General features: G+C 73.8%; 12 protein-coding genes. All 12 read right to left on the bottom strand.

Annotated features, from left to right (window positions below; translation table 11 throughout):
- Positions 1-8 precede the first annotated feature (8 nt).
- A complete protein-coding gene (locus ABZY13_RS01895) occupies positions 9-707 on the bottom strand; it encodes a lysophospholipid acyltransferase family protein (protein ID WP_356626865.1) in 699 nt (232 codons plus the stop codon).
- A complete protein-coding gene (gene cmk, locus ABZY13_RS01890) occupies positions 704-1,390 on the bottom strand; it encodes a (d)CMP kinase (protein ID WP_356626863.1) in 687 nt (228 codons plus the stop codon). The genes ABZY13_RS01895 and cmk overlap by 4 nt, the downstream gene beginning before the upstream one ends.
- Positions 1,391-1,505: 115 nt before the next feature.
- Positions 1,506-2,591, bottom strand: coding sequence for a prephenate dehydrogenase (locus ABZY13_RS01885; protein WP_356626861.1), 1,086 nt, complete (start codon positions 2,589-2,591; stop codon positions 1,506-1,508).
- A 237-nt stretch (positions 2,592-2,828) separates the two neighbouring features.
- On the bottom strand, positions 2,829-3,851 hold the full coding sequence (locus tag ABZY13_RS01880) for an ADP-ribosylglycohydrolase family protein (protein ID WP_356626859.1): 1,023 nt from the start codon (positions 3,849-3,851) through the stop codon (positions 2,829-2,831).
- 96 nt (positions 3,852-3,947) lie between these two features.
- A complete protein-coding gene (locus tag ABZY13_RS01875; RefSeq protein ID WP_356626857.1) occupies positions 3,948-5,021 on the bottom strand; it encodes a pseudouridine synthase in 1,074 nt (357 codons plus the stop codon).
- The gene (scpB, locus tag ABZY13_RS01870) at positions 5,021-5,674 is read right to left on the bottom strand and encodes an SMC-Scp complex subunit ScpB (protein ID WP_356626855.1); all 654 of its coding nucleotides are present in this window, start codon (positions 5,672-5,674) and stop codon (positions 5,021-5,023) included. The genes ABZY13_RS01875 and scpB overlap by 1 nt, the downstream gene beginning before the upstream one ends.
- On the bottom strand, positions 5,671-6,792 hold the full coding sequence (locus tag ABZY13_RS01865; protein ID WP_356626853.1) for a segregation/condensation protein A: 1,122 nt from the start codon (positions 6,790-6,792) through the stop codon (positions 5,671-5,673). Before ABZY13_RS01865 ends, scpB begins: the two co-directional genes overlap by 4 nt.
- Before the next feature lie 714 nt (positions 6,793-7,506).
- Entirely contained in the window at positions 7,507-8,034 is a 528-nt protein-coding gene (locus ABZY13_RS01860) for a hypothetical protein (protein ID WP_356627129.1), read from the bottom strand.
- On the bottom strand, positions 8,031-9,023 hold the full coding sequence (locus ABZY13_RS01855) for a ParA family protein (RefSeq protein ID WP_356627128.1): 993 nt from the start codon (positions 9,021-9,023) through the stop codon (positions 8,031-8,033). The genes ABZY13_RS01860 and ABZY13_RS01855 overlap by 4 nt, the downstream gene beginning before the upstream one ends.
- Positions 9,024-9,568: 545 nt before the next feature.
- Positions 9,569-10,684 carry an alanine dehydrogenase gene (ald, locus tag ABZY13_RS01850; RefSeq protein ID WP_356627127.1) on the bottom strand — a complete coding sequence of 372 codons (1,116 nt, stop codon included), beginning with the start codon at positions 10,682-10,684 and terminating at the stop codon, positions 9,569-9,571.
- Between the two features lie 139 nt (positions 10,685-10,823).
- Entirely contained in the window at positions 10,824-12,890 is a 2,067-nt protein-coding gene (locus tag ABZY13_RS01845; RefSeq protein ID WP_356626851.1) for a tetratricopeptide repeat protein, read from the bottom strand.
- 438 nt (positions 12,891-13,328) lie between these two features.
- Positions 13,329-13,955, bottom strand: a complete 627-nt coding sequence (locus ABZY13_RS01840) for an NUDIX hydrolase (protein ID WP_356626849.1) — start codon at positions 13,953-13,955, stop codon at positions 13,329-13,331.
- Positions 13,956-13,963: the final 8 nt, after the last annotated feature.

Raw genomic sequence — 13,963 nt, 5'->3', positions numbered from 1 at the left:
TACCTCGTTCATCGTGGTGATCGGTGGACCACGTGAAGTGATCCACTACTCAGTGTCGCCCAGCGCCCGGTCAGGCGCCTGGCGTTTTCCAGGTGGGCGGTGAGCTGCTTCTGGATGCGCTCGGTCGCCTCGTCCAGCGCCGAGCGGGCGCGCCGCCCGCTGCCGTCGCCCGCCTCGAACGGCTCGCCGAAGACGACGTCGATCCGGGAGCGCAGGGGCGGCAGCGCCTTGATCAACCGCCCGCCGGCGCCAGAACTTCCCAGCACGGCGACGGGCACGATCGGCGCCCCGCTGCGCACGGCGAAGTAGGCGAGTCCGCCGCGCAGCGCGGCGAAGTCGCCCTCGCCGCGGGTGCCCTCGGGGAAGATGCCGAGGACACCGCCGGCGTCCAGCACGGCGAGGGCCCGGGTGACCGCGGTGCGGTCGGTGCGCGACCGGTCCACCTTGACCTGGCCGAGCCGGGTCAGCAGGGGGTCGAGCGGCCCGACGAACGCCTCCTTCTTGACCAGGAAGTGCGTCGGCCGCGGTGACACGCCCATCACCATCGGGCCGTCGATGTTGTGCGCGTGGTTGACCGCGAGGATCACCGGTCCGGCCGCAGGGACGCGCCAGGCGCCCAGCACACGCGTCCGCCACAGGCCGTACATCAGCGGCACGCCCATGCGCCGCCCGGCCTCGGCGCCCCTCGCGGACGGAACCTCGGTCACTTCGCGGCCCGCTTCTCCTCGACGAGGGCGACGACGTGTTCGATGACCTCGTCCAGCGTCAGCTCGGTGGTGTCTACCTCGACGGCGTCGTCCGCCTTGGCGAGCGGGGAGGTCTTGCGGGAGGAGTCGGCGGCGTCCCGCTGGATCAGCGCCTCGCGGGTGGCGTTGACGTCGGCGCCCTTCAGCTCGCCGCTGCGGCGGGCGGCGCGGGCCTCCGGGGAGGCGGTGAGGAAGATCTTCAGGTCGGCGTCGGGCAGCACGGTGGTGCCGATGTCCCGGCCCTCCACGACGATGCCGCGCCCGGCGGACGCGGCGATCGAACGCTGCAGCTCGGTGATCCGGGTCCGCACCTCGGGCACCGCGCTGACGGCGCTGACCTTGGAGGTGACCTCCTGGGTGCGGATGGGGCCGGCCACGTCGGTGCCGTCGACGGTGATCGTCGGGTGGGCCGGGTCGGTGCCGGAGACGATCTCCGGCTTGCCGGCGACGGCGGCGATCGCCGAGGGGTCCTCGACGTCGATCCCGTTGTTCACCATCCACCAGGTGATGGCCCGGTACTGGGCGCCGGTGTCCAGGTAGCTCAGTCCGAGGCGTCCGGCGACGGCCTTGGACGTGCTGGACTTGCCCGTGCCGGAGGGGCCGTCGATGGCGACAATCACGGGCTGGGCGGCGCCGTTTTCCACGGGGGGACACCTTCCTGGTGCGAGGCGGTGGGTGTGCGGGGCGCGACTGTGCCCCGCACAAGGTTACCGGGCACGCGTCACTCGTCCGGCCGCACCCGGTGGCCGGCGCCCGGCCCTACTGCCGGATCGCCCATCCGCGCTCGCGCAGCGCCGCCGACAGCACGGGGGCCGACTTCGGCTCGACCATCAGCTGCACGAGGCCCGCCTGCTGCCCGGTGGCGTGCTCTATGCGCACGTCCTCGATGTTGACGCCCGCCTGTCCGGCGTCCGCGAAGATGCGGGCCAGCTGGCCCGGCTGGTCGTCGATGAGCACCGCCACGACCTCGTAGACCCGCGGGGCCGTGCCGTGCTTGCCGGGCACGCGGACCTGGCCGGCGTTGCCGCGCCGCAGCACGTTCTCCACGCCGGCGGCGCCCTCCCGGCGCTTGGCCTCGTCGGAGGACTGCAGGGCGCGCAGCGCCCGGACGGTCTCGTCCAGGTCGGCGGAGACGTCGGCGAGCAGGTCGGCGACCGGGCCGGGGTTGGCGGCGAGGATGTCGATCCACATCCGGGGGTCGGAGGCGGCGATCCGTGTCACGTCCCGGATGCCCTGCCCGCACAGCCGTACGGCGGCCTCGTCGGCGTGCTCCAGGCGCGCGGCGACCATGCTGGAGACCAGGTGGGGCATGTGCGAGACGAGGGCCACGGCACGGTCGTGGGCGTCGGCGTCCATGACGACCGGGACGGCACGGCAGTGCGAGACCAGTTCCAGGGCGAGGTTCAGCACCTCGGTGTCGGTGTCCCGGGTGGGGGTGAGCACCCAGGGGCGGCCCTCGAAGAGGTCGCCGGTGGCGGCGAGCGGCCCGGAGCGCTCCCGGCCGGACATGGGGTGGGAGCCGATGTACGCCGACAGGTCCAGGCCGAGGGCCTCCAGCTCGCGGCGCGGCCCGCCCTTGACGCTGGCGACGTCGAGGTAGCCGCGGGCGGCCCCGCGCCGCATGGCGTCCGCGAGGACCGGGGCGACGTGGGCGGGCGGGGCGGCGACGATCGCGAGGTCCACCGGACCGTCGGGCGCCTCGTCCGTGCCGGCGCCGAGCGCGGCGGCCGTACGGGCCTGTTCCGGGTCCCGGTCCGCGAGGTGGACGGTGACGCCGCGCTGGGCGAGGGCCAGGGCGGCGGAGGTGCCGATCAGGCCGGTGCCGAGGACGAGTGCGCTCCTCACCGGGCGACGTCCTCGCGCGGGGCGGCGGCGCCGGGGTGGACGTTCCTGTGGCCGGCCTCGTCGTGTGCGCGTTGGACGGCGCCCCGGACCGCTCGTACCGCCACGGTGCTGCTCCTCGCCTTGCTGGTGGTGCTCTGCTACGGCTCCTCGTGTCCGTCCAGCGTAGTCAGCCCGGGACCCGCCGGTGCGCCGCGCCCGCCCGCTGAGACGGAGGGCGCGCGGGCCCGGCGGGGGCGGTCAGGCGTCCCAGAGCGCCCCGAGGGTCACCAGGTCGCCGTGGTACTCCACGCGGTCCGCCCAGTCGGCCGGCCAGGCGTCGGAGCCGAGGTGCGCGCCGGCGAAGGCGCCGGTCAGGCAGGCGATGGAGTCGGAGTCGCCGGCGGTGCAGGCGGCCCGGCGCAGGGCGGTGAGGGGCTCGTCCACGAACAGCAGGAAGCACAGCAGCCCGGTCGCCAGGGCCTCCTCGGCGATCCAGCCCTCTCCGGTGACGAGGCACGGGTCGGTTTCGGGCGAGACCGTGCGCACCGCGTCCTGGAGCCGGCCGAGGATCGCCTGGCACTCGTCCCAGCCGCGGGCGATGAAGTGCCCGGGCGTGGGGTCGCCGGCCCGCTGCCACAGGTCGCCGAGCCAGCGCTCGTGGTACCGGGTGCGGTTGTCGTAGGCGTACGAGCGCAACAGCCCGACCAGTCCGGTGGGCTCCGCGCCCTCGGCGAGCAGGCGTACGGCGTGCGCGGTGAGGTCGGAGGCGGCGAGCGCGGTGGGGTGGCCGTGGGTGAGGGCCGCCTGCAACTGGGCGGCGCCGGCACGCTGCTCCTCGCTCAGGCCGGGGGCGAGTCCGAGCGGGGCGACGCGCATGTTGGCGCCGCAGCCCTTGGAGCCGGTCTGGCTGGCGGCCTGCCACGGCCGTCCCGGCTCCTTGAGCAGACCGCAGGCGACCATGCAGGTGCGGCCGGGTGCGCGGTTGTTGTCCGGCGACCGGTACCAGTCCACGAACTCCTCGCGCAGGGGCCGCTCCAGGCGCTTGGGTCCCAGCGGCCCCCGGTCCATGGCCGTGCGCAGGGCGCGTCCGAGGGCGAGGGTCATCTGGGTGTCGTCGCTGACGACCGCGGGGGTGGTCAGCGTCATCTCCCGCCAGGGGCCGCACTTGGCGAGGATCGAGGGCACGTCGTCGAACTCGGTGGGAAAGCCGAGCGCGTCCCCGAGGGCGAGGCCCAGCAGGGCGCCGGTGGCGGCGCGCTTGCGGACGGCGGTGGTGGTCATACGGGTAACCCCTCCCCTTAAAGTCACTCTGACGATAAGGGGAGGGGCGGGGAACGCACAAGCGGGTACGGCGACCCGCGAGCGGGTGCCGGCGACCTAGAGGTCGACCTCCTTCATCAGCATCCCGACCTCGGTGTTGGACAGCCGGCGCAGCCAGCCCGACTTCTGGTCGCCCAGCGTGATCGGGCCGAAGGCGGTGCGCACCAGCTTGTCGACCGGGAAGCCGGCCTCGGCCAGCATCCGGCGCACGATGTGCTTGCGGCCCTCGTGCAGGGTGACCTCGACCAGGTAGTTCTTGCCGGTCTGCTCCACGACCCGGAAGTGGTCCGCGCGCGCGTAGCCGTCCTCGAGCTGGATGCCGTCCTTGAGGCGCTTGCCGAGGTCGCGCGGGATCGGGCCCACGATGTGCGCGAGGTAGGTCTTCTTCACGCCGTACTTGGGGTGGGTCAGCCGGTGGGCCAGCTCACCGTGGTTGGTGAGCAGGATGACGCCCTCGGTCTCGGTGTCCAGCCGGCCGACGTGGAACAGCCGCGTCTCGCGGTTGGTCACGTAGTCGCCGAGGCACTGGCGGCCCTCCGGGTCCTCCATGGTGGAGACGACGCCGGCGGGCTTGTTCAGCGCGAAGAACTGGTACGACTGCGTGGCGACCGTCAGGCCGTCGACCTTGACCTCGTCCTTCTCCGGATCGACCCGCTTGCCCTGCTCCAGCACGATCTCGCCGTTGACCTCGACGCGGGCCTGGTCGATCAGCTCCTCGCAGGCGCGCCGCGAGCCGTAGCCGGCGCGGGCGAGGACCTTCTGCAGCCGCTCGCCCTCCTGCTCGGCGCCCGGGAAGGTCTTCGGGAGCTTCACGTCCTTCTTGTCGGCGTAGCGCTCGCGGTTGCGCTCCTCGATCCGCGTCTCGTACTCGCGCGAGCGCGCCGGGGCGGTGCGTCCGCGCCCGCCCTGGCCGCCGCCGGCGCCCTGGCCGGGCTTCTTGGCGCCGCCGCGGGCCGCGCCGCCCCGGCCGGCCTTGGGGCCGTCCTTGGTGGCCCCGGGGCCCACGTCGTAGCGGCGCTCCTCGGGGCGGGGCTTGCGGGGGCGGCCCTGCCCCTGCTTCTGGTCCCTGTCGTTGCCGGCGCCGCGGTAGTTACCGCGCCCGCCGCTGTTTCCGCTGCCGCTGCTTCGCATCAAAGTTCCGTCGTCGTCGTGTCAGGCATGTTCGTCGTGGGTCCGTCGTCCGCGTCCGGGGCGTCCGGATCGAACGACGGTACGCCTTCCTGTGTCTCGGCCTCGATCGCCTCCGCCTCCGGGAGGAAGGGCGCGAGCTCGGGGAGCTCGTCCAGGCCGCGCAGGCCCATCCGCTCCAGGAAGTAGTTCGTCGTCGTGTACAGGATCGCACCTGTTTCGGGTTCCGTGCCCGCCTCCTGGACGAGACCGCGCTGAAGGAGGGTGCGCATGACACCGTCGCAGTTCACTCCGCGCACGGCGGAGACGCGGCTGCGGCTGACCGGCTGGCGGTAGGCGACCACGGCGAGGGTCTCCAGCGCGGCCTGGGTGAGGCGGGCGTGCTGGCCGTCCAGGACGAAGCCCTCGACGGCGGCGGCGTACTCGGGGCGGGTGTAGAAGCGCCAGCCGCCGGCGACGAGCCGCAGCTCGAAGCCGCGCCGCTGGGCGGTGTACTCGTCGGCGAGCGCGCGCAGCGCGTCCGCGATCTGCCGGCGGGGCCGCCGCAGCACCTTCGCCAGGTGCTCCTCGGTGGCGGGTTCGTCCACGACCATCAGCACGGCCTCGAGGGCGGGCCTGAGTTCCAGTGCGGCGACGCCGTCGCTGTCCTCGCTCACGGTTTCCTCTCCTCCTTGGGCTCCTCGGGCGGCCGGTCGAACTCGTCGGTGACCGTGGGCGCCCGGTCGCCGTCCCCGCCGGTCCACCGCACCAGCAGCTCGCCGAGGGCGGTTTCCTGCTCCAGGGCGACGGCCTTCTCCCGGTACAGCTCCAGCAGCGCCAGGAACCTGGCCACGACCGTCAGCGTGTCGCCGGTGTCCGCCACCAGGGTCCGGAAGCTGGCCTCGCCGAGTTCGCGCAGCCGCGCGACGACGATTCCGGCCTGCTCCTGCACGCTGACCAGCGGGGCGTGGATGTGCTCGACGTACACCTGCGGCTTGGGCCTGGGCTGCATCGCCTTCACCGCGAGCCGGGCGAACCCCTCGGCGCCGATGCTGATGACGACGTCGGGCAGCAGGTCGGCGTGGTGCGGTTCGAGCCCGACGGTGCGCGGGTAGCGGCGGGCCTCGTCGTCGAGCCGCCCGCTGAGGATCTCGGCGATCTGTTTGTACGCCCGGTACTGCAGCAGTCGCGCGAACAGCAGGTCGCGGGCCTCCAGCAGCGCCAGGTCGGCCTCGTCCTCCACCTCGGCGGCCGGCAGCAGCCGGGCGGCCTTCAGGTCGAGCAGCGTGGCGGCGACGACGAGGAACTCGGTCGTCCGGTCCAGGTCCCAGTCGGGCCCCATGGCCCTGATGTAGGCCATGAACTCGTCGGTCACCTTGGACAGCGCGACCTCGGTGACGTCGAGCTTGTGCCGGGAGATCAGCTGCAGCAGCAGGTCGAACGGCCCTTCGAAGTTGGCCAGCCGGACCTTGAAGACCCCGTCGTCCCCACCCGCCGGCTCGCCCGTCCCCTCCGGCACGGGCCCCGCCCCGCCGGCCGGCACATCCCGCGGGCCGTCCGCCCCTGCCCCGGACCGACGCCCGGTGCGGGCGGACGTCGCACTCCCGGCGGCCTCGGCAGCCTCCCGGGCCTCCGCAGCGGGCTCCGCCGCCGTCCGGGGGCCCGCGGCCGCCTCCGCCGCCCCAGGAGCGTGCACGACCGCGCCCGGTCTCCCGGGGAGGTTCCCGGCCGCCGGACCCGCACCTCGCGCGTCCTCGGACACGACGTCCCCGGCCTCCCGGCCGGATGCCGGCACCGCCCGGACACTCGCGGCCCCCGGCACGGCAGAACTCGGCGCGACCGCGCCGGGCGGACCCGGCCGACTCCCTGCGCCTGCGCGCGCCGCGTCGTCCGACGGGGCTGCCGGGGCCGGACCCGCCGACGGCGCCGGCGGATCGGGGACGGCCGCCCGGCCGGGTTCCCGCGCGGCACGTGAGCCCGCCGGTCCCGGTGGGCCGGTCCGCTGCTCCGCCTCGGCCGGCGCCTCACCTTCCGCCGGACGCACCGCCGAAGCCGGACCCGCCGCCTCGGGCGGGAGGGCCCCGGCATCCGTGCCCGGCCGAGGGTTGCCCTGCGCACCTGCGACACCTGCGACGGCTTCCGTCGTCTCCCGCGCGGGCGCGCCCGGCGGGCGCGTGCCGTCCGCGTCCGCGACGGCCTCCGCCTCTCGCGCGGACCCGGCGGCGGCCTCCGGCTCCGCGGACGGCTCGGCGGGCGTCCGCGGTGCGGGAGCGGCCGTCCCCGGGCCCCGGCCCAGCGGGCGGCGCCGGGCGGGCCGGGGGCCGCGGGCGGGATCGTCGTTCGAGGTCATGGCCCTCGCAGGCTACCGCTCCCGCCCGCGCGGCCGTCGTACGAGCATCCCGTCGCCCTGCCGCCCACGGCCTACGCTCGGAGCGGCGGACGGAATCATTCCGCACCGCCGGAAGCGGTCACCGCGAGCGCGGTCGCCGGAAGCGGCCGGCGGGAGCGCTCAGCGGCCGCGCAGGCGGCGTACCAGGATGCTGGCCTCGCCGCGGGTCTCCAGGTCGGCGAGGACCACCGCGACGGCCTCGCGGACGATGCGGCCGCGGTCGACCGCCAGGCCGTGCTCGCCGCGCAGCACCAGACGGGCGTGCTCCAGGTCCATCAGTTCCTCGGCGGACACGTACACCGTGATCTTCTCGTCGTGCCGCTCCCGCCCGCTGGGCCGCCGGGCGGCGGCCCGCCCGCGCTTGCGGGGCGCGGCGGCGCCGTCCTGCGCCGCCTGGCGCCGCCGTCCGCGGGACTCCGCGTCGATCGGCTCGGCGTCGGCCGCGACGTGCTCGGCGCCCTCCCCGTCGCCGCCCTGCGCGGGAACGGACTGCGGGGCGTCCTCCGCCGTCCCGGCGGCCACCGCGTCGCCCTCCCCCGCGGGGGGCGGCACCCGGGCGTCGCCGCCCGTCTGGCGCCGGGGAGTGGATGCCTGGAGCGCCATTCCCCCTGTCGTGCGGAACAGTTCGTCGGCCCCGGGCAGACTCACTCGGCGTGACACCGGGCGAGCACCTCCCTGGCGAGCTGACGGTAGGCGGCGGCGCCGACGGAGTTGGAGGCGTACGTGGTGATCGGCTCGCCGGCGACCGTGGTCTCCGGGAAGCGGACCGTGCGCCCGATGACCGTGTGGTAGACGTGGTCGTCGAACGCCTCGACGACACGCGCGAGCACCTCTCGGCTGTGCACGGTGCGCGAGTCGTACATCGTGGCGAGGATGCCGTCCAGCTCCAGGTCGGGGTTGAGCCGCTCCTGGACCTTCTCGATGGTCTCCGTCAGCAGGGCGACGCCGCGCAGCGCGAAGAACTCGCACTCCAGCGGCACGATCACCTTGTGCGCGGCCGTCAGCGCGTTCACCGTGAGCAGGCCGAGCGAGGGCTGGCAGTCGATCACGATGTAGTCGTAGTCCGGCAGCAGCGGCTTCAGCGCGCGCTGGAGCGTCGACTCCCGGGCGACCTCGGAGACCAGCTGGACCTCGGCCGCCGACAGGTCGATGTTGCTGGGCAGCAGGTCCATGTTCGGGACCGCCGTCTTCAGCAGCACCTCGTCGGCCGCCATGCCCCGCTCCATGAGCAGGTTGTAGACGGTGAGGTCGAGCTCCATCGGGTTGACGCCGAGTCCGACCGACAGCGCGCCCTGCGGGTCGAAGTCGACGAGCAGCACCCGGCGCCCGTACTCCGCGAGAGCGGCGCCCAGGTTGATGGTCGACGTGGTCTTGCCGACGCCGCCCTTCTGGTTGCACATCGCGATGATCGTCGCGGGTCCGTGGTCGGTCAGCGGGCCCGGGATCGGGAAGTACGGCAGCGGGCGCCCGGTCGGGCCGATGCGCTCACGGCGCTGGCGGGCCGCGTCGGGCGCGAGCGTGGCCGCGTACTCGGGATCGGGCTCGTACTCGGCGTCGGGGTCGTAGAAGTGCCCCTCGGGCAGTTCGTCGTAGTCGGCGAAATGGTTGTGGGGCGCGCCACTTCCGTCGCCGGCCATGGCGTTCACGTGATGGCCATCCATGCTCTGGTGTGCTGGGTGAGTCACGCGGGAGGTCTGGTGACTCTGGTGGGCTGCGAAGGTGCGCACCGCGACGGAGCCGACAGCCTCGAACCCCGCGGGAACCTCGCCCCGCGCAGGGCTTCCTGGTTGACCACCCCCGGGAGAAAATGTCGACTCATTCACAAGTCGTCTTACCTCCTTGGTGACCAGGAAACTTCTAGACAGGTCAGCGTGGCACCATGCCGACGGTTTGCGACTCTATGGCGTGTCGGCGGTTCGCAGCAACACAATCCGCCGGACCCGGCCGGATGTGTCGGCGATGAAAGGCGCCTGTGTCAAGGGCGTACGAGCGTCGCACGGCAGGTTTCACCGGTGTGCGAATCGGTTCAAGGGTTACGTTCGAGGCGAGTTGACCGAGTGGTGCAAAGTGACCATACACACACCTGGCCGGACCTTGTCGGGCAAGGTCCGGCCGGGTTTGCGCGGTTGACGAGCCGTGTTGACGTATCGCCTTTACGAAAAGGTGACTTAGCCGTTCGCCGTCAGCGGAGCAGCGAGTCCAGCTCGACGTGCTCCAGGCCGTGCGCCTCGGCGACCTCCTTGTAAACGACCTTGCCGTCATGGGTGTTGAGGCCCTTGGCGAGCGCGGGGTCGCGGCGCAGCGCCTCGACCCAGCCGCGGTTCGCCAGTTCCACGATGTAGGGCAGCGTGGCGTTGGTGAGGGCGTTGGTGGAGGTGTTCGGCACCGCGCCCGGCATGTTGGCGACGCAGTAGAAGACCGATCCATGCACCGGGAAGGTCGGCTCGGCGTGGGTGGTGGGGTGCGAGTCCTCGAAGCAGCCGCCCTGGTCGATCGCGATGTCGACAAGGACACTTCCCGGCTTCATCCGGGCCACCAGCTCGTTGCCGACCAGCTTCGGGGCCTTGGCGCCGGGGATGAGCACCGCGCCGATGACGAGGTCGGCGTCGAGGACGGCCTTCTCCAGTTCGAAGGAGTTGGACATCACGGCCTTGACCCGGGTGCCGAAGATCTTGTCGGCCTCGCGCAGCTTGTTGATGTCGCGGTCCAGCAGGGTCACGTCGAAGCCCATGCCCACGGCGATCTGGGTGGCGTTCCAGCCGGAGACGCCGCCGCCGATGACCACGGCCTTGGCCGGGGTGACGCCGGGGACGCCGCCGGGGAGCACGCCGCGGCCGCCGTTGGCGCGCATCAGGTGGTAGGCGCCGACCTGCGGGGCGAGCCGGCCCGCGACCTCGGACATCGGGGCGAGCAGCGGCAGCGCGCGGCTCGGCAGCTCGACCGTCTCGTAGGCGATCGCGGTGGTGCCGGACTCCAGCAGGGCGTCCGTGCACTCCTTGGACGCGGCCAGGTGCAGGTAGGTGAAGAGGGTCTGGTCCTTGCGGAGGCGGTGGTACTCCTCGGCGATGGGCTCCTTGACCTTCAGCAGCAGGTCGGCGGAGGCCCACACCTCGTCCGCGGTGTCCAGGATCCGCGCTCCGGCGGCGGTGTACTCGTCGTCCGTGATCGACGAGCCGACGCCGGCGCCGCGCTCGATGACGACCTGGTGGCCGTGGCGCACCAGCTCGTGCACGCCGGCGGGGGTGATGGCCACCCGGAACTCGTTGTTCTTGACCTCGCGGGGGATGCCGACCTTCACGTCGATCACGGTCCTTGGCTCAGAGGGTGTAGTACGCGACAAACCCGGAAGGCTCGGGGCACACCGGGAGACACCGCAGGAGAACGTGCGGCAGAGCCAGTCTAATGAAGGTGTTCCCGCTGTCTAGCCTTTCATTGCATCAATCTTCTGCGGATGTACTGCGGATTTCGTAGGCGTTAGCGGCTTGTTCCATGGCTGGATCCGGCGCATCGCCCTCCGGGAGCTCCTCTCCCAGCATGCGCCGGGCGGTGCTGCGGTGCAGCGCGGCGGCCGTCGGGTCGCCGAGGCGTTCCAGGGTGTCGGCGAGCCGGAGGTGCAGCGCGGCCTGCAGCCGGGCGTCCTCGGCGCGGCGTGCCCACTCCACGGCCTCCTGGCAGGTGCGCAGGCTCTCCCCGGGCCGGCCGGCGTACTCCTGGACCCGGGCCAGTTCGCTCAACGCCCGCGCGTGAGCGGCCACATCACCCAGCCTGCGGTGACCGGCGACGGCGGCCCGCCAGTGGCGCTGGGCCTCGCCGTAACGGCCCGCGTAGGTGTGCGCGGTGGCGATCCTGCCGTACAGCCGGGCGGCCTCGGCACGCTCGTCGCGGGCGAGGCGCTCGGCGAGGGCGCGGCCGAACCAGTCGGCGGCCCGGTCGTAGTCGCCGCGCTCCAGGTGGGCGCCGCCTACGGATTCCATCGCGCGGCCGGTGGCGTACGGGTCGTTCGCCTCGCGTCCGGCGTCCAGCGCGGCCCGGTAGCGGACCAGGGCGGCGGCGGTGCGGCCGGTGCGGTGGTCGAGGTCGCCGAGGTTCAGCAGGGCCGCGGCCTTCTCGCGGGGCAGGCCCCGGCGCTCGGCGACGTCCAGGACGAGGCCGTGGATGCCGTAGAGGTCGGGCGCGGCGGCCTCGGTGCCGACGTGCGCGACCATCGCCCGCACCAGCTGGGACATCAGCCGCCGGGCGAGGGTGTCCAGCTCGCCGTCGGCGACCGCGAGGCGGGCCGCGGCGAGCAGCGCGGGCCGGCGGATGCGCAGCCAGTCGGCGGCGGCCCGCACGGTGGGGAAGCGCAGCGAGCGGGGCGTGCCGAGGAGCTTCTCGCGGGCCTGAGGGCTGTCGGTCTCGGTGATCGCCCGGCAGGACTGGAGCAGCCGTACGTACCGCTCCAGCATCCGCGCGCGGGCCAGCTGGAGCTCGGCCGGACGGTCGTGGGTCTCGGTGAGGGCGCGCAGCAGGGGGTGCAGACAGCCGGGCACCTCGTACTCGGGCAGCGGCGAGTCGGCCGTCCGCAGCAGGCCGAGGGCGGTGAAGTCGTCCAGGGTGGCGCGGGCGCCGTCCACGGAGCAGCCGGCGAGCGCGGAGGCGGTGTGCGGGTCGACCAGGCCGGCGGGGGCGAGGGAGAGCAGGCGCAGTATCCGGGCGGCAGGGCTCGGCAGGGAGGCGTGAACCAGCCGGAACACGCGGTCGAGCGGGGTTCCCTCGTCGCCCTCGGCGCGCAGCTGCTTGGCGAGGTCGGAGACGGCCGCCTTGGGCCGGGCGGCGAGCCAGCCGCCGGCCAGGAGCAGCGCGGCGGGATGGGCCTGGCACTCCTCCACCAGGCCCTCGGCGGCGCGGGGGTCGACGGTGATGCGGACCGAGCCGGTGTGCCGGGACAGCAGGTCGACGGCGGTCTTGGTGTCGAGACCGCCGAGGGCGCAGGGCCGGACGTCCGGAATGCCGGTCAGCGGGCCGTGGGAGACGGCGACGACGAGGCAGTCGGGGGCCTCGGGCAGGAGCGCGTCGACCTGTTCGGCGTCGGCGGCGTCGTCGAGCAGGAGCAGCGACCGGCGGCCGGCCAGGGCCGCGCGCAGCGACGCCGTGAGGTCGTCCTCGGCGGCGCCGGGCGGGGTGGGCAGGCCGAGGGCGGTCAGCAGGTCGCGGGCGGTGCGCTCGGTGGGGACGGGGGTGCCGTCGGGGTCGCGGAGCCGGGCGCGCAGGACACCGTCGGGGTAGCGGTCGGCGACCCGCGCGGCGAGTTCCTCGGCGAGGGCGGTGCGGCCGGATCCGGGCTTCCCCGCGATCAGCAGCACGCGCGCGCGGGGCGCCTTCTTCCCGGACAGCGTGTCGAGTCCGGCGCGCTCGATGTCGGCGCGCAGTTCCTTCAACTCCCGCGTACGGCCCAGGAATCCGGTCCGCGCCGACGTGTCCTGCGACAACTGGACGCCGTCCGTGTCCACCGCCTGATCCGTCACGGGCCACACTCCCGTCCACCGCACGTGCACAGCCCGCCGGGACTCCGGTTCGGGCGTTTCCAGAGCCTAGTTCAGCCCTTGCGGCGTTCCGGGCGGAGCAGGGCGGACACGTCCCCCGATCGGATCAGCAGATCGTCACACCACAGCCTTGTCCCGGAAGCCGGCCCCGGCCCCGGGGCGCGATTCCGGAGGGGAGGCGCGACCGAGCCGGTGCCGGACAGGCCGGAAACCGGGTGGACGCCCGGTTCGAGGCAGCACGGACTCGGGGCCAGGCTCGCGCGGGAGCCGTCGTCGGACGCGCACCGGACCCGCCGATTCGCGGATGCGCAGCGACCTCCACGGCCCAGAGGATCCCGGGTCCGCGACCGCGCACGGACCCGTACCGCCCCGCGGCCCCCAGCTCCCAGCCCCACCCGCGGAGCGGACGGACGGACGGACTCAGGCGTCGAACGGCCGCGCCGGCCACGGCGCCTCCGCCGGGCGCAGGGCGTCCAGGTCCCCGCCGGCGCGCGCGGCGGCCAGGGACAGCACGCCGACCACCAGGCAGTTGTTGTGCAGCTCACCGGCCAGCACGCCCCGCACGAGGTCCTCCAGCGGGACGCGACGGATCTCCATGTCGGCCTCTTCGTGCTCGACCTGGAACCGCTCCCCCTCCGCCTCCGCCAGATCACGGGCGAGGAAGATCCGCACGGCCTCGTCGCAGCCGCCCGGCGTGGTGTACACGTCCGTCAGCACCCGCCAGTCCTCGGCCTTGACGTGCGCCTCCTCGTACAGCTCGCGCTGGGCAGCGTGCAGCGGGTTCTCACCGGGAACGTCCAGGAGGCCGGCCGGGATCTCCCACAGCTTGTGCCGCACCGGGTGCCGGTACTGGCGCAGGACCAGGACCCGGTCCTCGTCGTCCAGGGCGAGGACGGCCACCGATCCCGGGTGGACCTGGTAGTCGCGGCGGGCCACCGTCCCGTCGGGCATGACCACGTCGTCCGTGCGGACGGAGGTCTTGTTGCCCACGAAGGGGGTGTCCGTCGCCCGGATCTCCCACTCCTCGGGGGTGTCCTTGATCGTCATGCCCTGTC

Origin of the sequence: Streptomyces sp. NPDC006610, from assembly GCF_040611575.1 — a bacterium.
GTDB lineage: Bacteria > Actinomycetota > Actinomycetes > Streptomycetales > Streptomycetaceae > Streptomyces.
This window is presented reverse-complemented; position numbering and strand designations above follow the sequence as displayed.

Coding starts and splice junctions, on each gene's coding strand:
- ABZY13_RS01855 (WP_356627128.1), bottom strand. CDS start 9,023: ATGGCCGGCGACGGAAGTGGCGCGCCCCACAACCATTTCGCCGACTAC.
- ABZY13_RS01840 (WP_356626849.1), bottom strand. CDS start 13,955: ATGACGATCAAGGACACCCCCGAGGAGTGGGAGATCCGGGCGACGGAC.
- ABZY13_RS01880 (WP_356626859.1), bottom strand. CDS start 3,851: ATGACCACCACCGCCGTCCGCAAGCGCGCCGCCACCGGCGCCCTGCTG.
- ABZY13_RS01875 (WP_356626857.1), bottom strand. CDS start 5,021: ATGCGAAGCAGCGGCAGCGGAAACAGCGGCGGGCGCGGTAACTACCGC.